Genomic DNA, 19,956 nt, shown 5'->3' on the forward strand with positions numbered 1-19,956 from the left:
TTTTATTTGTTTACTAAACCATTTTTCTTATTTATCTGTTTCAGTTGTTCGCCAGTCAATACTACACCATCATCAGGATTTTTGTCTTTAATATAATCAAGCCAATGAGGAATTGCAGTACCATCTTTGAATGAAACCATCCCAGAATACTGTGCATTTTGTAAAACATCTGCTGATTTGATTAAATCAATTCTTTCCAACTCTTTTCTGAATTGATAGATTGTCATATTTTTTATTTCGTCATAAGGTAACTTTTGAACACATCTATACGCAATGATTTGTTGTTCTAAATCAGCCATACGTCCATTACGTTTTGACAAATAAGCTTTGGCATTTGCTTTTGCTTTATCAAAATCACTACCTAATGAGTCATCTTTAGTTTCAATTAAATTTTGAGCACTTATAATTTCTCGAAGTATTTCAAAATCCCTGTCCCTGATTAAATCCTTGCCATCTACTAAAATTATCAGCTTTTTCTTTTCGTCAATATCATAATCAATGAAGTCTGCTCTAGTTACTAGTTTAAGAAGGTTATCTAGTTTATCTAGTAAATGTTCATTTTCTTTATAACGTCCTTGTTCAATTAAAAATGACAGGTATGACATTTTAATTATCTTGGGGTCACTCATAGAATTTTTAGGTATCAAAAGACAAGTGCTTGCTTCATAGAGATTAAGTATGTCTTTCATAAGGACTGGATATATAGGAACTCCATTTATAAACTTAGGATCTCCCCATACGTTATCTAAATCAATATTCACAAAAAACTCACCTCACTGAACTGAGTTTGTAACATATGCCATTTTATAGCCAATGAAACCATCAGGAGTATTGTTAATAGGGGATGAAAATGCCAATCTAAACTCACCTATATCTGTTACATTCTTCTTGTCTAGAATTTCGTTCAACGTATCACAAATCCAAGCCATTCTGAAATCTTTAATGTCGATATCTACATGTACATAAACATCAAAATTATATACTTGGTCTGCAACGTAAACATTATCTTGTTGTCTACGTGCAGCAGGGTTGTAGCTTTCTTGAGGTTTCCTAGTTCCTGTATAGAAACAAATCCTGCATAACTCAGACTTTAAATCTAAATCATATTTTTTGTCAGAAGGCATTAATACCTTTTCAACAATGTCATACTTGTCAGGCAGTGAATTGATATTAGGCTTCTTTGTATCTAGTGGGTTGTCTAGTGCATTCTCAGGTATGTAATGAAGCAAGCGTAGTAAATTTTCATTAGAGGACAATGTGATAAATAATTTCTTAAGACTTCCTCTTAAACCCATTAACTATCACCAACACTTTCAACTCGTTCTCCAGTAATTCTAAGAACGCCAACTTTATTGATTGATTTAGAAGGATCGATACGGATAATTCGGTATGTATCATTGAACAGTTTAAATTTCTCATTGTACTTGATCGACGGGGCTTCAGTGTAGGGGATAGTAATCATTACTTGATTGTCTAAAAGATTTATTGGATTATTTGTATCAGCAATAGAAGTGGAAGCATCATTCATCTTAGGAACACATGGAAGCATCTTAACTTCACCTTCAATAATTTTATAAACAGGTCTACCTAAATCATCCTTACTGATTTCTACTTTTTGATCAGCATACTTTACAGGAAATTCTGCACTACATAACCTTGCTTCAGCTTTTCGATAGATCCTATTATCCTCTGGTTTAGTTACTACTAACCAATATTCACCATTATGCTCAATTAAGTTTCCTCTTTCGATATCTGCAATATGTCCAATTATTTTAACTGCCTCACCATCTGCATCCCACTTCTGATTCATTAAAATCTTTGTAGATTTATCATAATTAACTACAACTTCATACGATGCGTAACTATCTAGTGTTTTATTAAGTAACAGTAATGCATCATGAGTAATTTTATCTCCAGTATTGATATTATGATAATTACTATAATCTTTCATTTTTATCACCACTCTCAACATACAGTAGGGAAGGTAACCTTACTATGTCAGCACTAACTGTCAAAATGATACCTCTAATTTCAGCTAATTCGCTGTCACTAAGTAGCTTTGTATTTAGATATGTTTCAAGTAAGTAGAGAATCGCATTGTTTCTTTTACCCAATTTAGAACAATAAGAATAAACATTTTCATCTTCAAAATCACTATTAATATGAGAGGATTTTACTTTAATATCAGTCATAGAAAGTCCTCCATTGTATTAATAATCAAATTATCAATTTTCTTTTCTTGCTCTTGAACAGATGCTTTTAAAGAGTTCAGTTGAGTGCCGAAATTTCTTAATCCAACATCCGAAGCAAATGGTTGCCATAATGATTCAAAATATGTACGTTGATTAATTAAAAATGCTAACCTGATAAAATTAGCTAGAATTAAAAGGAAATCTTCTGATAATTCTTCACTAAAAGTTTCAATACTTGTATCACATTGAATTGATGTTCGCATTCTATTGTTAAAATACATAGTTGCATTTTTAATCGTTTCGTGAATTTTTTCATTAGTATTAGGCAAATCTATATCGGATACTTTACAGTTATTCAAGAAACAACTCCATACATCATCGAAAGTGGTATTCATTTACACCACCCCTTAATCGAATAGAATATCTGCACTAACTCCCATCCATTCAGCTAGAGCGTCTAATTTACCTTTCGTCAAGTCATCTTTCATATCAGAAGCTGTGTCAATTACAAATTGTTTTTCAGAATCAACCGTGATTTTCTTTAATTCAGCTTTAAGTTTGTTGATGTTACCGCCCAATAGTTTTTCAATCTCATCCTTTGTATGAGTGTTATTTTCATACGCATCTACTTCAGTAATAGTATCTTTTATTTCTTTTACAACCACTTCATCTTCAAGAATCACTAATTGTCCTTTATCAAAGCATGAAGTATTCATAGTTAACCAATCCACTACTTCACGAGGAACTGTTATAATATCTGGGCGACCCTTCTTACTTCCACTCCAAGTATATTGTCTTTCTTGTCCGTTTCCAGTGTATTTTACGAAATAAGAAGTATTGCGATAACGTGCTAATTTAACAGTCTCATTCATTTTTATATTTTCCTCCTATAATCCTTTAAATAAAAGGTGACTACATTTAGCAGTCACCTTATAGGTTTATGTATTTTTTATAAAGTAATACTATCATCTTCAATTACTGCAATTGCTTCACCGAATACAAGGTTAATTGCTGCATCTTGAGTGATTTTAACTTTAATTCGTTCATCTTCAATATCCTGTTCAGTCATTTGACGTAGACCACCGTATTCTACAATAGAGAACGGTTTTTGCGTAACACTACCTGCAAACATATAACCTTTGTTTACTGGTAATTCAACTTTAGAGTTAGTCTCGTCAGTAAATGGATTCACAAGGTTTACAGCAGTTGTACGTTGAATAGTAGTAGGGTTAAGAGAAGTAAGTAATTCCTCTTTAACACCTTCAGTAAGTAATTCTTTAACAGTTGTGTCAGAAGCTTGTTGGAATGCAAAATGGTCAATAAGCAATGAATCTGCAACAAATACTGGACGACCTCCGTAACGTTGGAGTACAGAAGCAGCCTTATTATACTGTGCTAAAGTTAAATTAGTACCAGTAACAACATTCGCTGCTGGAATTTTACCAGAAGTGATAGCAGAAGAAGTTATTTCATTAATTTTATCAAGGAATAATTTTACTTTTGCATTAGCTACTTCATTTACTAATTTGCGGAAATATTCTTCAGACTCTTTCACTAAATCAAGGGGTTCATAATAAAAACCAGTAGAAAAGTGAGCAGGTACGGCAATAATTGATTTGCGACCTTCTACACGCACTAAGTCTACTCCTGAACCAGTTGCAGACCAAACTACTTTTGCTTTATTTTTTTGTGGAATTCGTAACTCAACTAAATCGCCACGTTGTCGAGTTTGAGTATTTGCAAATAGCGATAGTAAATCGGATACCATTGGTTTTGCAATTTGATCTGCTGTCTCAACAACTAATTGATTGAATTGGTGTAACATCGTTGGGTCTGGGTTAGCGCCACCGTCACCAAATACTTTTGTGATATACGCTTTAATATCAGTTGAATCCGTTTCTTCCATTTTATTGTTAATTACACGATTAAATAAACCTTTTAATTTTGTATTGTCTAATGCCATTATTTTAATCTCCTTTAATGTACGTTATGTATTTTTAATATTAAGACTTAATTACTTCAAGACGAATCATTGGTTTTCCTAATGTATATTGCATGTCTTCTTCATTATTCACAACTAAGAATTGAGCTGAAGCAGAAGTATAATCAGCATGTGCTGAAGCTGCATCAGAAACAATGAACTTTTTAGAAATTACATCAAAGTGAGCAACCTGTCCATTTTTAATTTCGCTAACACCTGAATTTTTAGTAAATGCAGAAGTTTCAAAACGAGTATAACCTTCCTCTAAAATTACACATCGAACACGTTCTCCAACTGCGTTGTAGAATTTTGTGATTTCCTCACCAAGATAACGTGTTTCAGGAGAAGCTACTAATACAGCTTTTTTGTCATTTGCTGATAGTTGTTTTACTGTACGTTCTCCTTCTGCATTAAAACCTAATTCTCCCAATGTAAAATTATCAATATCTGCTCCTTCGACAATAGCCCCATGTGCTATTGTTTTAATTTTTAGGCTGTTCAAATTACCTACAGAATGTGTACCTACTTGTGTTAATGCTTTTAAAATATCACTTGCCATTTTTGAATTCCTCCAATTATTATGTATTTTTTTATAATGAATATCTACTATCAAAATCGTCACTAGTCGGAATTAGATTTTCACGTTTACTAGAAACTTCTCTGATTGTAGGTTTTTCCGAATTCGCTTCTTTGTTTGATACAACCATATCAACCAATATCGAATTTAACTGAAGAATTGCTTTAGAACCTTCTTCATTTTTATAAATTGTTTTATCAATTAGTTCTTGTACTTCTTCAGATTCGAATTTTTCTTTAGCGTTTAATGCTTCAAATTTACCACTATAAAATTCTTTCTTCTCATTTAAAGCCTTTTCTAACTCTTGCTGTTCAAACTGATCTTTAAATGGTGTAAGTTCATCCACTTTAGAATTTAATTGAATGATTGTTTCAGACGCAGTATTGAATTTTTCTTCAATATTTTTCTTGTCTGATGAAATAGTATTTAATTGTTGTTCTAATTCAGTTAATTTTAATTCTTTCTCGTTTAACTGATTAGTTAAATCTTTCACTTCATTTTGAATTGACTCAAATTGACTAACTTCTACCCAATCACGTTTAATAGTAACCTCTACTTTTGAATCACCATCAATAGTAATTGTGTCGTTTTCGCCTTTAGAATAATTGAACTTAAAGTATTTATCATATTCTAAATTGTCATCCTCATCATATTTATATGTATTAACTACAAAGTACGTCTCATACACGTCTGAAATATAAGAGTATTCTTTTTTATCTAAGAATGTTTCAAGTTGTGTATAAAGTAGGGAACGAACATCACTGTGAGATAATTCGTATACTTTCTTAAAGAATTTCATATTTTCTTTTTCCTCCTCGTCTTTCTGATTAATCGCTTGTGCAACTAATTTATTAAATTTATTTATTTCATTAAAACTTAACAATTTTGATGACTCATAGGCAGGTAATACTATATCTTGATCACCTCGATTTTCACTTGCTAAAATAGCATGACCTTCAAAATAAATAGGGGAGTAATGATATTCAATGCCATCTTGATAAGAATAGTTTGAATACAAATATTCGCAACTTGTATTGATTTTAATACCACTTTCATACCACTCTAATAACAAATCGCAAGCATCTGGAAATCTAGTTTTCCAAAGTACAGCATCACAAGCCATCACATCTTTTTGTTCACCATCAATATTTACAGAAAGTTTATACCCCTCAGTTGTAAATACCCCGATGGGAACTGTATTAGATTTAATTATTTGATTACCATACCTATCTTCACTGATATATTGATTATGACCCTCGAAGTTATCTGTTTTGGTATTTGCTTCTACAACATCTTTGTATGCAGCAACTATAGGCTTGTTTAAAAGGGATTTACCACCTTCAAGTACTACGTCTTCTGCAACTACAACATTATTTCCTGACTTTTCGAAGTCCATTATTATAAAAGTGCAAGGAAGAATAGTTGGGTCATCACTTTGTTTTATTTCATTTAAAACTAAATTTAATGTTTGTTTTTTGACCAAATTAATATTTCACCTCCTTTGAAAGACAAATTCTACTTATTCAGGTAAATCATTACCATTACTTGTCTTTGATTTAACGGTATTGTCGTTATTGGAATCCATTTCAGGTCTTCCGCCTTTATCGCTAGTCATAGTATAAGTGCTTTGATAAGGACGAATTCGGTCTTGTAAATGAAGTTCTTCAGTTTCATATATAGTCTGTTCAAAGAAACTCTCCCATGAAACTCCATCTAGTTGATCTACCACATGCTTGATTGACCATCCTTTGTCATTCAATCTCATTAAAATATCCACTTTCTCTTTATGAGTAAGTGGAGTCGACTTGTCATATTCCATTACAAAATTGTCTTTTTGTGAAGAGGGAGGATTAGGTTAATTAATTTCTGATAACATTCTTGTTCAATGTCTTCTAACATAACTCCAAGTCTCTTGTATAAAGTATCAAGATTAAGTTTAGATGCGCTAAAGTTACCACCGTCACCATTTAACAAAGCTCCAGATATACCATACGCTGTCTTAATATCTGAATTAACATTTCCATACTTCTTGTCACCTAATCCATCCGTAGAAACATCAGGAAAATCTAACTTGGCGAAGTCTGGTATTGTTACTACAGTTACCCCTTTAGTATTACTTTTTTCTAATGCTTGTTTAACTCCAGAGTGAACTTTTTGTTTCACAGCTTTAGGTAATTTCAAGTTTGTCATTGTGTCATACTTTTCATCACCATTTACACCAACTGTTAGTACAGCTACAGCATTGATGATTTTATTAGCAATAGAATATTCTACATCTTTCAATTTCTTCTTATGTAATACGTCATATAATCCAGAGGTAACTAATGATGTACCTAACCCTTGATTTCTTTTTAATGTTCCAGTTCTCAATACAAAGGTTCTATCTTGTGGTAACTCTTTATATTTGTGTTTTGAAGTATCGGTTTGATATTTCTCAAAATCTTCTATTGTTAAGTAAGGAGACATGTTGTTAAATTGTTCATTACGAAAATCATCTTGTAATTTTGAGAAATACTCCATGTCTATAACACATTGCCACTCACCATTTTTTCTATAAGCAGGAAATGCCATTCTCACATCATCAAACACATAAGGATAAACATTATTTTTATCACCTAGCCAAATTCCAACTAACGTTCCAGATGCTGATGTTTGTTTAAGTAAATCACGAGTCAAACGTTTATGTTTAATTTTGTGGAGTGCTTTGTTAATTATTCCGATATATTTATCTGTATGTTTATTCTTATCGAACGAATCTATTTTGTAATTTAAAGAGGGAAGTGCTTCGATTAATTCGAATAATTGATGTATTTCACCTGAAGAAATATAATAATACTGTGCTAAATCCTCAATTTCTTTTTGAAAAGTATCAGGATTAGAAAAATACTTTTTTAGTGTTTCTGCATCCACTTCTTCAATTATTCCTTGTGAGAATAAATTGGTAACAAAACCAGAAACAAAAGTGCTAATATAGTCGTTATAATCGTTCACCATTCTTTTGTATTCTTCTGTCTCTGTATCTAATTTTACAATTTCTGACATTTATTCACCTCCGATACGGTTGAATTAGCATTATGTATTTTTTTATCTTTAGAAATAAATTAATTCATCATCTTCTTCATATACACTCGTTTCTTCTGCTTCTTTTTCCAAAAATAAAAAGATATAATATAGTGCATATGCTAATGCAGAATACCTATCCTTATCAATTTTCTTTTGAACTTGTTCAACTGTTATTGAATTCTTTGTTTTTTTTAGTTTAAGATTTGAGACCTCATCAATTAAATATTGAGTATGTAGTCTAGCTCTTTCTTCTTCAACCAAACTATCATCACCGTATACTGAAGTCTTTTTAATTTCATCATTTATTTTAAGTAATTTCAACTTTTCAGTTTCCACATAATCAATAAATGTACGTATAATCTCATCATTAATACCTGTGGAGGTTAAATCATAAACTATTTTTATAGCTTTTTCATGGTCTGGTTTTTGGTCTGTATTTATCGTGTCAAAACAACCAAGCTCTTCATTAGTATCTGGGTCGGTAACATCCTCTAAAAGTCTATCTATTAACCCTTTACCAATAACGTTTCCATCAATAACTATTGCTTTAACTCGAGATTTATCTAAGTTCTCATTGCCACCATACTTTTTGAACAATCTTTTAACAATTATACTCTGTTCTTTGAAATTTAGACCGTTCGGAGGTTCTATTAAGTTCACTAACTGTATTTGTCTAATTAATCCTTTAGGATTTCTTATGATTTTAAGAATTACTATAGCTGTTTTATTATTACTTTGTGCAGAAGAACGTGCAACGTCAACTCCTATGACATATTCAGTAAGTTCAAAATTCCCTCGACTGTCTTTTGGACATCCTAGTTCTACTTTTGGTAGCGTTCTTAAATTAAGTAATTTAGTAATGTTAACTAATGCTCCGTCCGTTGCGCCAACCCACTTAGATTCATAATTCATAGCAAACGCAGTAGCAGAAGTGGTAGGGTCGTTCTTCTTTGCTAATAATTGATTTCTAGTTTCTCCACGTCCATAATGACAAGGTAATTCCCAACTAGCCCCCAATACAATTTTTCCTTTTAAATCAGCCATTTCATCAAGCATGTTTAGTATTCTATTAAATTCGTCAGACCCTCTATATCCTGATGTAGTCAAATAATTAATCATACCATTTAGCTCAAATGGATTTATAGTAGCTAATTTTCCAATAGTCCTTCTTGGTACATTGACTACAGGCTCTAAAGCATCTTTGAATAGAAAATTGTCCAATAATGCACTTTCTTCTACATTTAATCTGCGTCTCCGTTGTCCTTTACTAGTTTGTGAATTAGCTAAAATAGAATAAGTAGCACCTGATTTAAATTCAACTTCTACACTGTCTTTAGTGAAGCTTGGTGGTTTCGCCAATTCATTTTTCATCAATGGAAACCATTTCATTATTTCATTATGTTTTTCCTCACTAATAGAGGCTGCGTTTTCTTTTGTTTGAGCTGACATTGCGATGGTGATATCTGGGAAGAATATGCAAGTGTGATATATTGACATTAATTCCAACATTGTTTTACCAAAACCACGAGGGAAAACACCATATGTACTTATAAATCTACTCATACACCTTAAAAACATACGCTGGTCTAAATCTAATCTCATTCCACCAGTTTCAGGTTTAATTAAATCGTAGAATAGATCTGGAAACCATCTAGCCCATTGAACAAATTCTAGCCATTTATCAAAACTATCTTCAAATGAGTTCTTTTTTAAATCATTTATTTTTACTTGTGAATTAAAAGAAGGATTATCGAATGAACGAGAGCTATCTTTACTATATTTGAAATTGTCATCTTGAAAGTTTTTATAACTAGCCATCTCCGTTATCCTCTTTTAGTTCTGTTTCGTCTAACTCCTGATTTTCGTAATCTTTTCTTCTTTCTTCATAGAATTCATACAAATCTTCATACTTTGCGTCAGGCATTCCTTTTAAATCACGAACATAGTTAATATACATCCATAGAGTAATATCAACTTTATCTTTAGGCTGCTGAACGAACTTAGGTAGTAAGGGGATTATGTCTTGATGTTCTTCTACCATACGAGCAAGTTGTCCAAATCCATCTAATCCCTGTGATAAATCTGCTTTACTCATCTGACTTGGTTTTAGTTTTCCTGCCTCAGCCGATTCTTTTGCCATTGCAGCCCATTCTTTAGCTTCTTTAAATTCACCTTTAGCTTTAGCGATGGTCTCCTTAACTTTGTTAACACAATATTCACGTAAGTACTCTTCATGCATTGTAGTAGGAAGTTGAAAGCTAGGTTTTAAGTTAATAAATTTCTTTTCAAACAGTATGTATTCTTCATCAGGATAACCATAACCATACTTTTCTTTTAATTCGCCTAACAAAGCATCATCTATATTCTCTATTGATAAATTGTCCTGTTGTTCTATTTCACTTTTACGATCATCTTGTTTCTCGAAAATGCTCTGTTCCCATGTTTCATGTCTATAGTCTTTAGCATTAATAAGTTTAAAATACTCTCCGATAACATCTGGTTTAGTTAATGCAGACTCCCATAGTAAAATATTGAATGGTTTATCTACCATCCTTAAAATATTTTTTACACTATCTACATTATTAATATCAGACTCTTTTTTAAGACAAACTTTACAAACCCTTAGACGCTCATCTATTTTATCTAATGGACTATATGACTTATAATAATCAGTTAACCTTTTGTTGTCGCCACACATGGAACAGTTCTTATATTTATCCTTATCTAATAGAGTAGGCAAATATAATTCACCTCATTCCATTTATTAATTTTCATATGTATTAATTTGAATAAAATAACAGTTTTAAGTAATTCTTAAATTTAAGTATGTAAAAATAAACTTTAAATCTAACTTCGAATATTAGATTTCTCATATGTTTCACCTAATTAAATTCTATAAAGAATGTACCTTTACGACCTTTTTCAGTAATCCAAAGTAGTTTTTGATGTGCTTTACCTGTCATTCGACCATCTTTTGCGTAATCATCAACGCCTCCAAATGATCCGTTAACAATTAAATCAACACCATGTACTTCATTTTCAAAATTCTTATGTATGTGTCCTGCAAAAATTGCTTTTGGTTTCTTGTCTAACATCAATGAAAGATTATTTATAACTGTATTCACACTATCTAAATGACCATGTACACCGTAGTATTTGTTCCCTAAAATTTCGGCAACAATAATTTCGCTATCAATATCATTTTTATGGAATATAACATTTTCAAATTTCTCTAATCTCATTTCCATGTACCACATAATAAAGCTGTGGAATGACTCTGTACGAACTTCCTCTTCTTTACGAGCTGCGACACGATCGTGATTACCTTTAACGTTATAATAATGAACTGTTTCGAAATTGTTTGCTAAAACCGATACTAATTCACTTAAAGCTTCAGCCACTTTTTGAGTAGAAGTAACAGCATTTTCTGTCTCACTTAACTTTGTCAAACGATGAATACATCCACTAATAACATCACCAAGTTCAAATACATGAATTTCTTTTACATTTAACAACTCTTTATATTCAAGTACTTCATTTCTAACCTGATTCAGACGTTCATAAAAGATTTCATCATTATATTTGTTCCAATAGTTATCTGTTACCATACCTTTATGTAAATCGCTTAATAATAAAGTCAACGCTCCTTTTGTAGAAGAGGAGGGAAGGGGTTTAACCCATTGTAAAGGCTTATTAATATGTATATCATCTTTAATTTCATCTAGTAACTTACGAAGCAAGTTGTCCAGACGTGCCTCATGAGTCATATACTTACGTATTTCTCTACGTTCATCAGATAATTGAACTTTAAGTTTGAACAATTCCTTTTCTAATTGCTTCATTTCATCTAATTGTTCATTTGTCATACCATCTTTGAGTTTCTTTTCAAAATACTCTTTGATTTCTAAGAAGAATACTGAGCCTTTACGTAAAGTATCACGATGTACATTCAGATTTAAAGCTTCAACAATATCTTGCCAATCATCATTAATAGTTCCAGTTAGTTTTTCTTCAATTAACCGAAATTTCCATTCTTGATTAGTCTCGTTAGGGAGTTTAGTTAGCATATGATCACTCCTTAATCTTCAATTGGAGTAGGAATAGTTGTTGTATTAATGGAAAAATTGGTACGTCCACGAGAAGCTAATTCTTTTAGAACTTCATTTAATGAATGAGTTTGTATTTCATCATCGGTTTTACCATATTCATAAATTAATCCATCTTCTAAATTAACCTCTGCATTTTTAAATTTATAGTTTTTTGTTAACTTCTCCACAATCTCACCTTTTCTCCATATAATGATTTTTAATTAAAATTAAAAGGATAGAGTAGAGAAGGGGAGAACCCTGACTCTAACTCTATCCAAATGTTAAAACGTCTGTATTAATTTGCAATGTATTAAAATTAGCTGTTTAACTGTTCTTTAAATTTAGGTTTAAGTTTAAGACCTACAGTACGTTTTTCTTCAATATCAATTTCTACACCCGTCTGAGGATTTCTTCCTTTACGTGCTGCACGAGATTTGTTTTCCAGTTTTCCAAATCCATAGATATCAATATCATCACCTGCAAGCAAGCGATCACGAATAACCTCAAAAACAGTCTCTACTGTAGTTTTAGATTCTTTGGAATCCAATTCAATACCTTTTACTCCTAAAGCATCTTTTGTTAGCTTTCCTAATTCTGTTAAGTTTAATACTGTCATAAATTATACTCTCCTTATATTATTATAAATTTTATGTATTTTTTTATTTAAAAAAAGGGGGGGTGCGAACCATTTTTCTTTGTACTTTAGTTTTTTATTCCTTTAGAGAACATTCTTGAAAAGTGCTTATAAACGCTGATTTATCAAGGTTTTAACGGTAATGCATGTTTCTAAATTGAACAAACTTCTTAATATTTCAATGTTTATGAGAGTTTCTATCTCAAACATTTCCCCTTGATTTTCGCATTCTTTCTCTTGTTTTTTCTCTATTAATATTTGTGGCACATTCAGCACAAAACTTAACTCTGTTATTAACTGCTTCGATTCTAATACCGCAAGATTCGCATTGTTTAGTGCCTTTTAAATTTTGACGAATGTTTGACACCAAGATATCACCATAGCAATCCCATAACGTTGATTTGTTAGATGATTTAGAATTACCATAGAGTTCCTTAACTAGAACGTTTACGATTTTATCTTTATTAGATTCAATCTTTGATAATTCGTTTATTATGTATTTGTTTACATACAATAAACCTTCATTTCTATCTTTGATATTTGTATCCCTAATGAGAAATTTCTTAGAACGATCTAATTTACGATATGTTTCTATAATCTTTCGATTAATATAGATAATATTATTACTCATTAACATTTTATAATCAAATTCACCTGCAATTGCTTCGAATTTAATATTTCTATTAGGGATTATCTTTCTTAGTCTATTAACAGTACTTTGTGTAATGTCAGAAACATTGTCTTTATCTTTATTTTTAGCTTCAATAAAGAAGTAGGGAACTTTACCTTTTATACTCTCTTTAATTTTTTCTTCTACTTCCTCTGGACGTTTAGGCATATACAATGTTTTGGCATAATCAATTATGTAATTGTTTTCAGCAGTAAGCCATTTAACAACATCTAAATCAATCTCTTTTTCAGAATTAAATATCTTAGTGATATTATTACTAACTTCACCTATATTAGCTTTAAATGCTAACAGTAGACTGTCATAAATCCTTGTATTATCAATTATTTCAGGTTCAGCAGAACCCATTTCATAATAAAGAGGGTAGATATCCTTCATATTTCTTTCTGCAATCGATACAAATAATTCATCTTGAATAACAAGAGCTTTATCACCATCGTTATCAAACTGTAGAATTTTAGAAATTGGATCATGAATGCTAGTGTAAATACCATTAGTAATAAACCATTTATTCATTTTATCTTCCTTTATGACATTACGTACACAATGTTCTTTATATAAGTGAGGGCTTCGTAAAATATCTACTTTACCTTCAGCATATACATTACAAAATACATCACCATTTGATAATAATCCTGTTGGTTTAACTTTACCTAAGAATAGTCTTTGACAAAATGCATATAGGTCTGGAATCAGATAAAGATAACGTCCATTTATTCTTAATTTACCTGCTCTTGCATCATTAACCATTGATTTTTTCTTATCTTTTATAACCTTTTTAGAGTGCTCATCATTCAATAATTCTGGATAGAGGGTAAGTGCTATTTGAAAATGATTTTTCTTTTTATTTGTTTCAGTAGCACCTAAAATTCTCAACATTGTTTCTTTATCATTTCCGATTTTCAAGATGTCTTCACTAGTAGCTTGAGATATCTCTTTTAATTCCTGATTCGATACATCAGTTAATGTCTGTAGCATTTGATAATTTAACGTGGCGTTCTCACCAATATCTTCTTCATTTAACTTTACAGCTTGACAATTATTATCTTTAAATCTTCTTTTATAATCGTCCCAATCATCATAATATGCTTTCATTTTAAATTGAGATTTAGTGAATATGACTTGGATATCATCTTCAATGACATCCCATTCCTTACCATATATGTCCTTCACTTTAGTATTGCCATGTAATTTAGCAAACTCGTCAAATGGAAAGGGGACTAATAAACCTTTTACATAGGGTAGCCTAGTCATAAAAGCTTTTTTTGATTTTCTAGGAAGTATCATTCCGCAACCATCAGTGTGTTCAATTGGTACATCCATTGCTTTACGAGTAATCTCATAGGTATCTCGATCAATGTAATCAAAGATGGAATTAACTTTAGTCTCTAAATCAGGAACGACAATGGTTTTATCTATATCAAAGCCATTCCATTTTATACTTGCTGAAGCAGTTAAAGCTTTATAAGCTAGTAATTTATTAACATTGCAGCCACCTTTACTATTTATCTCATCTATACTCAATCCACAGGTTAAAGATCCTTCATACTTGTCCCATAGTGATTCTTTTATAAAGACCACCTTTTTAGTTCTTATTTGACCTGCACTAGATGAAAAGTAAATATATTTCTCACCATTGTAAGTAAATCCATCTTTCATAATATTGTTAAGTACACTGAAGTAAAAAGCTCTCACAATAAATAAATCGGTGGATAAACTATCTACCTTCATTCCAACTGTTCTAGTTAAAGCTGAATCAAACATTCCGATAATTCTATTGTCTGTTAAAGAATCAATTCGTAAATCCCTTATACCTTTAAAATCATTAAGAAGTGAAGTCAGTTCTTTTTTATAATTATGTATAATCTTATTAATATTTTTTTTAGTTTTAATTAGTCGTTCTTTACGTGTTTTACGATTGTCTTTTTTCTTCTTAATTGCTTTATCTAATTTTCCTCTTAATATGTATAACCTAACTAATTTTTTATGTATTTCATGTTCCTTGTCAGTATAAAAGCTTTCTGTACCAATACTATAGATATAAACCTGTTTTTCTAAAGCACTTACCAATTAATCAACTCTCCTTTAAAAATACAAATTGTTTTATTATGTATTTATGTAATTAAAATTTAGTATTATACCATTTATTCATACGCTTTAATACAGTTCTTAATTGGTCTCTAGAAATCTTTGTATCTTGTTTAAGTGAATAGTAGACATCTTCCTCAATAGAAGTAGCCATCTCCATTTGCACCATTTCCTCTAAATAAAATAAAACGTCCTCTTTGTTAAATTTTGTAGTCATATAAAATCTCCTTTAAATTTATTTTTTTATGTATTTATTAATATTATAATGTAAAATTTGGAGAAGTGACAGTCAAACTTAAAAATTATTTTTTAATATTCACTATATGAGTAGTATTAATTCGTTAAAACCGTTAAAATCTATATGTTGGCAAAATTTGTATCGATTTTTTGTCGAATTATGTAGAATTATGTAATATCTGAATAGCTTTGATAGGTATTATGGTGTATTATTTAAACTGTAAGATTAATGTTTGTTTGTATAATAAATGAAATGACGTGTATTTTTCTTGTAATTTATAGAAGTTATACCAATAATTAAAACTATAGAAAGGTGGAGTAGTATATATGAAAGAAATAAAAACTATTGATTTAAGTGAAAATGATTCAGTAGATTCTGCACTATTATTAATTATAAGTAAATTATCTATAACTCAACCTGAAGAGTCATTAAGGTTATTGGCAATGTGCGCCAAAGATGATCTCCCTAAGAAAAGTGTATTAAAGTATGCAATTGATATTGTAGAGAATGGGAGATTATTAAGTTAGTTTATATTGTCAAATTTATATTTATAACAACAAATAAATATCATAAGTTAATTTGTATGGATACTTAACAATAAAATAATAGGTACTTTTTGAACTCGAAAAGACGATATTCAATAATTTCATCTTTAGTCGTTTGACTAACGAAATCCTGCAACTAATGTGTAGTGTTTATAAGGGATTTGAGATGATTTATCGTTATTTTTCGAGTTATTTTATTTTCTGCTGATTTACATTAAAAGTAGGAGAATATTCAATGTTTATAAGGGATTTCTGTGCGGGTAGAGGATCGCTAGAATATTAGTCGTTAGAAATTAATCGTAATTCTCAATGTTCATAAGGGTTTTGTGCTTATTGGAAGGTGAAAAGAAGGGGAAATGAGTAAAAAGTGACAAAAGTACTATAGGCTAATATTCAATGATTATAAGGGAATTGAAGGTAAAGTACGATTACAAAAACGAGTATGAGTAGGGTAGTGGTTAGGTATTAAGTAATAAAATTATACATGCTGTGTGGATGGAAGAGGTAGGGGTGATACTGGAGCAGTTAGTAAACTTTAAAATGTAAACATACCCCCCTATATTCAATGGTGATAAGGATATAATGTATATTATTTTACCTATAATACCCACTTATTTACAGTATAGTCAGCACCAAATAAGATGAATAAAAGCAAACGAATGTTCCAAAATCAATAATGTATAATCTAAAACTATGCAAATTTTAAACTGTTCTAATCGTTGTATAACATGGACAGAAAGCTCTAAGTGATACAATTATATATTCACATTTCTTTATTAATTAATTAATCTAAAAAATAACCGCACTAGTCTTATAATTTTTAGGGGAAACTAGTACGGTTAAATAATATTGTGTTTTATCTGTTATAAAGTTAAGTACTTAATTATCTATTTGAAAATGTTAAAACTTATGTATTATTGTTTTTTTGTAGGAGACTTTCTCGGAGTTTTAACTAAATCTAATCCTCTTTTACCTCTTCCGTATCTACTTATAATAACACTTTGTTTTATTCCATATGCTTCTCCTAATTCAGTAAGAGTATTATATTTAATCCCATTCAATTCGATTTTAATATTACTGCTTCTATTTCTAGCTTGTTCGGTATACGTTGCCCATTTACAATTGTCTGTGGAATAACCTTTGTCGGAATCAATTCTATCTATTGTTGCTGAATTTTCACCATGTTCTTTTTCAAATTCTATGTAGTCCTTAAACATATCTTCCTTAAAGTTTTCAAATTCAAACCATCTATCGCACACTTTAATACCTTTATCATAGTACCACTGAGATTCTGCCCATTCAGGTTTACATCTTTCTTTAATTCCATACCAAATTCTTTTGAATCTAACTAATTCTATATTATCCTTTTTCCATTTTTCACGTTCTATTTTATTATTCTCAACTTTACACTTTCTACATACATTAATATCTCCATTTGTTAGGCGAGAAGAAGTAGTTACTTTCTCGTCTTCGCATTTATCACATTTAATTAACCAGAATGCACTTCTTTTATTTTTAACATAATCTGGTGCTTCCGTCCTTTCGATTACTGTATAATCTCCAAACTTTAATCCCTTATATTCTCTAGCTTTAGTCATATAATTGTCTCCTTTGTAATTGTAATATATTTTAATCTATTATGTATTTATCTTATTAATATTGTCCGTTCTTACCCACTTAATAATAACTATAGTGAACAAGAACGGACAAACTTTTACATCTTAAATTCCATCTATGTTATGTATATCTATTAAGTTGTTACTAAGAGTATTAATATTATCTATGTAGTCATCATCTATCCTGTGAATCTTATCGTCATATTCCTTCAATAAACCTATAGCTTTCTCGTACCTGTTAGTGGCATTCTTATCAATACGAATCATTACTTTTAAGTTAAGTAAATCTTGTATCTCTTTTACCTTGTGTTGGTTTAATACTTTATATTTTTGTCTAGCTAACTCATGAATATTATATATAAATTTATTAGCCTGATAAAATTTAACGATACTCAAATGATCCAGTATTAACTTATTTACTCTTGTATAGTATTGATTTCCCATGCCTTTACGTATTACTTGACCAACATTATCACAATTGAATTCATCCACTAATGTTCTTCTTTCTATACCTAGGATAGCTTCTGATTCCTCTTTAGTTGCTTGTCTATGAGTTATTATAGGTTTTATTGCTTTACCTTTGAGTAATCCTGTACACTCATCATAATCAAATAACTCACTTACATTATCTATATCTGGCATACTGATATGATTAACCATATAAACACTTTGATGAAGCATTAACTTCTTTATCTCTAATTTTTTAATAACCGTTTCAATTGCACCTTTAAATGTTCCGTTTGTAGTATCGTAGAAGTCAACTATGTATTCTAAATCCATATTCAATAGTTCTGATAATTTTTCATTGTCCATGAAGTACTTATGATAATTAGGATTGATCATACACAACTCTAACATCAATCTACTATCTGAAATAACCAAGTCTTTATCCTTAATCATCATATCTATTAGGAGTAACTCCATCTCTTCAATGAATGGTAATTGATTATGCTTTCCTCTATTATCAATTTTAGTTTTAGTTTCTTCAAATACTTCTGTAATTATAAATTTGTATCCATCCTTATTCCAACTGAAGTATCTTTCAAAGTCAATCATTTGATACACTTTACTGTTTCCAGTGCTAGCTTTAACCTCTAACAACTTACATAATTCCTTATAATTCTTAATTACGTCTCCAGCTTTAATGTTTTCTAATTTAATATCTAATCATCCTTTTCAATTTTATTTGCGTAGCAGAGTAGGGAAGAGAATGTGCAATGTATCAGCTCTAATCATATTCAATCAAAATCATTCCTTTGTTATGTATTTATATACTTAATTATAATAGAAATAACTCATAACTAACAGTAACGGCAAAAAGAGAGCAGCTCAAAATTAAATTAGCTGCTCAAAGTATCGTAACTTTCATATTTAACTTTCCCTTGATCCAATCATCGTAATTACAATTCTAACTATAAATACAATCACAAGCATTCCATACAATACAATTACAACCCAATCAAATGCGTTTAAATTTTTAAAATCAATCCATTGATACATCAAGAACGGCATGAATAAGATAAAAAATAAATTTAGATAACCGATTTTCTTTAGCATATTTTAAGTGAGTATGGTAATATTATTATCAATAATGAGATAATATTGATTATTTGAAAACAAAATGATAAAATACTTTTCTGAATTAACGAAAGGAATGGTTAAAATTTTAAGTCGAAACATATTAACATTATCCACACTACACATATCATCCAGCACAAGATTTATATTAAAAAATCACATTGAAAATTTAGATTTATTGATATATCCAAAAGATGAACATGGTTATTTTATTATGGTTGGTCTTGAGAAAACAGACAACTCTAAGATTCCAAATGATTTATTGTATCTTTTACGTTTAGCTCATATGCACAATTGTTACTACTTAGAATTAGATGATGATTATCCTCCAGAAGATGATGTTCTTTTTACTGTATATGATCGAACGATAGCAGAAGAGGTATCGAATAGTATATTAAATAGAGAGTCCTAATAGGGCTTTTTATTTTTATTTACATCAAATATAGTAATGTAATCAACTTCAAAATTTAATCCCACTGCATCAGTTACATTTTTAATTTCATATACCTTACCAATTTCACTTAAGTGATCCACTAATTCAATCTGTATTTCTCCATCTCCATGTTTATTTAAATTACTTTGCAGGTGCTTGATTAATTCTGATTTTAGCATATTTCATATTCCTCCTTTTTTAGATAAGGAAGGAGACCAGTTGAAGCATCTACTTT

General features: G+C 30.3%; 21 protein-coding genes and 1 pseudogene. 2 read left to right on the forward strand and 20 right to left on the reverse strand.

Annotation, left to right across the window (positions count from 1 at the left end):
* Positions 1-2 precede the first annotated feature (2 nt).
* From NP781_RS04380 to NP781_RS04465, 17 genes and pseudogenes are all read right to left on the reverse strand, one after another.
* Complete coding sequence (locus NP781_RS04380; protein ID WP_257521486.1) at positions 3-761, reverse strand: hypothetical protein; 759 nt, start codon at positions 759-761, stop codon at positions 3-5.
* Positions 762-773: 12 nt separating this feature from the next.
* A complete protein-coding gene (locus tag NP781_RS04385) occupies positions 774-1,295 on the reverse strand; it encodes a hypothetical protein (RefSeq protein WP_257521487.1) in 522 nt (173 codons plus the stop codon).
* Complete coding sequence (locus tag NP781_RS04390; protein ID WP_257521488.1) at positions 1,295-1,951, reverse strand: hypothetical protein; 657 nt, start codon at positions 1,949-1,951, stop codon at positions 1,295-1,297. Before NP781_RS04390 ends, NP781_RS04385 begins: the two co-directional genes overlap by 1 nt.
* Complete coding sequence (locus NP781_RS04395; RefSeq protein WP_257521489.1) at positions 1,938-2,192, reverse strand: hypothetical protein; 255 nt, start codon at positions 2,190-2,192, stop codon at positions 1,938-1,940. Before NP781_RS04395 ends, NP781_RS04390 begins: the two co-directional genes overlap by 14 nt.
* The gene (locus NP781_RS04400; protein ID WP_257521490.1) at positions 2,189-2,587 is read right to left on the reverse strand and encodes a hypothetical protein; all 399 of its coding nucleotides are present in this window, start codon (positions 2,585-2,587) and stop codon (positions 2,189-2,191) included. Before NP781_RS04400 ends, NP781_RS04395 begins: the two co-directional genes overlap by 4 nt.
* Before the next feature lie 12 nt (positions 2,588-2,599).
* Entirely contained in the window at positions 2,600-3,064 is a 465-nt protein-coding gene (locus NP781_RS04405) for a hypothetical protein (protein WP_257521491.1), read from the reverse strand.
* A gap of 77 nt (positions 3,065-3,141) precedes the next feature.
* Positions 3,142-4,155: a hypothetical protein gene (locus tag NP781_RS04410; protein WP_257521492.1), complete on the reverse strand. Its 1,014-nt coding sequence runs from the start codon at positions 4,153-4,155 to the stop codon at positions 3,142-3,144.
* 40 nt (positions 4,156-4,195) lie between these two features.
* Positions 4,196-4,732, reverse strand: a complete 537-nt coding sequence (locus NP781_RS04415; RefSeq protein WP_257521493.1) for a hypothetical protein — start codon at positions 4,730-4,732, stop codon at positions 4,196-4,198.
* 31 nt (positions 4,733-4,763) lie between these two features.
* Positions 4,764-6,233 (reverse strand): DUF8531 domain-containing protein, encoded by a 1,470-nt coding sequence (locus tag NP781_RS04420; protein WP_257521494.1) that lies wholly within the window; start codon positions 6,231-6,233, stop codon positions 4,764-4,766.
* A 36-nt stretch (positions 6,234-6,269) separates the two neighbouring features.
* Positions 6,270-7,792: pseudogene (locus tag NP781_RS04430) on the reverse strand (hypothetical protein).
* A gap of 48 nt (positions 7,793-7,840) precedes the next feature.
* Entirely contained in the window at positions 7,841-9,631 is a 1,791-nt protein-coding gene (locus NP781_RS04435) for a hypothetical protein (protein WP_257521497.1), read from the reverse strand.
* Positions 9,624-10,553 (reverse strand): hypothetical protein, encoded by a 930-nt coding sequence (locus NP781_RS04440; RefSeq protein WP_257521498.1) that lies wholly within the window; start codon positions 10,551-10,553, stop codon positions 9,624-9,626. Before NP781_RS04440 ends, NP781_RS04435 begins: the two co-directional genes overlap by 8 nt.
* Positions 10,554-10,695: 142 nt before the next feature.
* Positions 10,696-11,880, reverse strand: a complete 1,185-nt coding sequence (locus tag NP781_RS04445) for a metallophosphoesterase (protein ID WP_257521499.1) — start codon at positions 11,878-11,880, stop codon at positions 10,696-10,698.
* Positions 11,881-11,891: 11 nt separating this feature from the next.
* Positions 11,892-12,089 (reverse strand): YonK family protein, encoded by a 198-nt coding sequence (locus tag NP781_RS04450; protein WP_257521500.1) that lies wholly within the window; start codon positions 12,087-12,089, stop codon positions 11,892-11,894.
* A 128-nt stretch (positions 12,090-12,217) separates the two neighbouring features.
* Entirely contained in the window at positions 12,218-12,517 is a 300-nt protein-coding gene (locus NP781_RS04455) for an HU family DNA-binding protein (protein WP_257521501.1), read from the reverse strand.
* Positions 12,518-12,737: 220 nt separating this feature from the next.
* A complete protein-coding gene (locus tag NP781_RS04460) occupies positions 12,738-15,293 on the reverse strand; it encodes an RNA dependent RNA polymerase (protein ID WP_257521502.1) in 2,556 nt (851 codons plus the stop codon).
* Between the two features lie 52 nt (positions 15,294-15,345).
* Positions 15,346-15,528: a hypothetical protein gene (locus tag NP781_RS04465; RefSeq protein WP_257521503.1), complete on the reverse strand. Its 183-nt coding sequence runs from the start codon at positions 15,526-15,528 to the stop codon at positions 15,346-15,348.
* 347 nt (positions 15,529-15,875) lie between these two features.
* Here NP781_RS04465 and NP781_RS04470 point away from each other — a divergent pair, with 347 nt between their 5' ends.
* On the forward strand, positions 15,876-16,076 hold the full coding sequence (locus NP781_RS04470; protein ID WP_257521504.1) for a hypothetical protein: 201 nt from the start codon (positions 15,876-15,878) through the stop codon (positions 16,074-16,076).
* A 932-nt stretch (positions 16,077-17,008) separates the two neighbouring features.
* Here the strand turns inward: NP781_RS04470 and NP781_RS04475 are convergent.
* The gene (locus NP781_RS04475; protein ID WP_257521505.1) at positions 17,009-17,692 is read right to left on the reverse strand and encodes a hypothetical protein; all 684 of its coding nucleotides are present in this window, start codon (positions 17,690-17,692) and stop codon (positions 17,009-17,011) included.
* Between the two features lie 123 nt (positions 17,693-17,815).
* Entirely contained in the window at positions 17,816-18,811 is a 996-nt protein-coding gene (locus tag NP781_RS04480; protein WP_257521506.1) for a hypothetical protein, read from the reverse strand.
* 655 nt (positions 18,812-19,466) lie between these two features.
* Between NP781_RS04480 and NP781_RS04485 the strand changes: the two genes are divergently transcribed.
* The gene (locus NP781_RS04485) at positions 19,467-19,700 is read left to right on the forward strand and encodes a DUF5983 family protein (RefSeq protein WP_257521507.1); all 234 of its coding nucleotides are present in this window, start codon (positions 19,467-19,469) and stop codon (positions 19,698-19,700) included.
* Here the strand turns inward: NP781_RS04485 and NP781_RS04490 are convergent.
* Positions 19,697-19,900, reverse strand: a complete 204-nt coding sequence (locus tag NP781_RS04490; RefSeq protein ID WP_257521508.1) for a hypothetical protein — start codon at positions 19,898-19,900, stop codon at positions 19,697-19,699. The genes NP781_RS04485 and NP781_RS04490 overlap by 4 nt on opposite strands.
* Positions 19,901-19,956: the final 56 nt, after the last annotated feature.

It is taken from the genome of Lysinibacillus sp. FN11 (assembly GCF_024628845.1).
In the GTDB taxonomy this organism is placed as follows: domain Bacteria; phylum Bacillota; class Bacilli; order Bacillales_A; family Planococcaceae; genus Lysinibacillus; species Lysinibacillus capsici.

What these genes read in the sequence shown, in the direction of transcription:
- NP781_RS04390 (WP_257521488.1), bottom strand. Translation starts at nt 1,951, where the DNA reads ATGAAAGATTATAGTAATTATCATAATATCAATACTGGAGATAAAATT.
- NP781_RS04475 (WP_257521505.1), bottom strand. Translation starts at nt 17,692, where the DNA reads ATGACTAAAGCTAGAGAATATAAGGGATTAAAGTTTGGAGATTATACA.
- NP781_RS04490 (WP_257521508.1), bottom strand. Translation starts at nt 19,900, where the DNA reads ATGCTAAAATCAGAATTAATCAAGCACCTGCAAAGTAATTTAAATAAA.
- NP781_RS04400 (WP_257521490.1), bottom strand. Translation starts at nt 2,587, where the DNA reads ATGAATACCACTTTCGATGATGTATGGAGTTGTTTCTTGAATAACTGT.
- NP781_RS04470 (WP_257521504.1), top strand. Translation starts at nt 15,876, where the DNA reads ATGAAAGAAATAAAAACTATTGATTTAAGTGAAAATGATTCAGTAGAT.
- NP781_RS04385 (WP_257521487.1), bottom strand. Translation starts at nt 1,295, where the DNA reads ATGGGTTTAAGAGGAAGTCTTAAGAAATTATTTATCACATTGTCCTCT.
- NP781_RS04415 (WP_257521493.1), bottom strand. Translation starts at nt 4,732, where the DNA reads ATGGCAAGTGATATTTTAAAAGCATTAACACAAGTAGGTACACATTCT.
- NP781_RS04465 (WP_257521503.1), bottom strand. Translation starts at nt 15,528, where the DNA reads ATGACTACAAAATTTAACAAAGAGGACGTTTTATTTTATTTAGAGGAA.
- NP781_RS04410 (WP_257521492.1), bottom strand. Translation starts at nt 4,155, where the DNA reads ATGGCATTAGACAATACAAAATTAAAAGGTTTATTTAATCGTGTAATT.
- NP781_RS04405 (WP_257521491.1), bottom strand. Translation starts at nt 3,064, where the DNA reads ATGAATGAGACTGTTAAATTAGCACGTTATCGCAATACTTCTTATTTC.
- NP781_RS04395 (WP_257521489.1), bottom strand. Translation starts at nt 2,192, where the DNA reads ATGACTGATATTAAAGTAAAATCCTCTCATATTAATAGTGATTTTGAA.
- NP781_RS04435 (WP_257521497.1), bottom strand. Translation starts at nt 9,631, where the DNA reads ATGGCTAGTTATAAAAACTTTCAAGATGACAATTTCAAATATAGTAAA.
- NP781_RS04455 (WP_257521501.1), bottom strand. Translation starts at nt 12,517, where the DNA reads ATGACAGTATTAAACTTAACAGAATTAGGAAAGCTAACAAAAGATGCT.
- NP781_RS04445 (WP_257521499.1), bottom strand. Translation starts at nt 11,880, where the DNA reads ATGCTAACTAAACTCCCTAACGAGACTAATCAAGAATGGAAATTTCGG.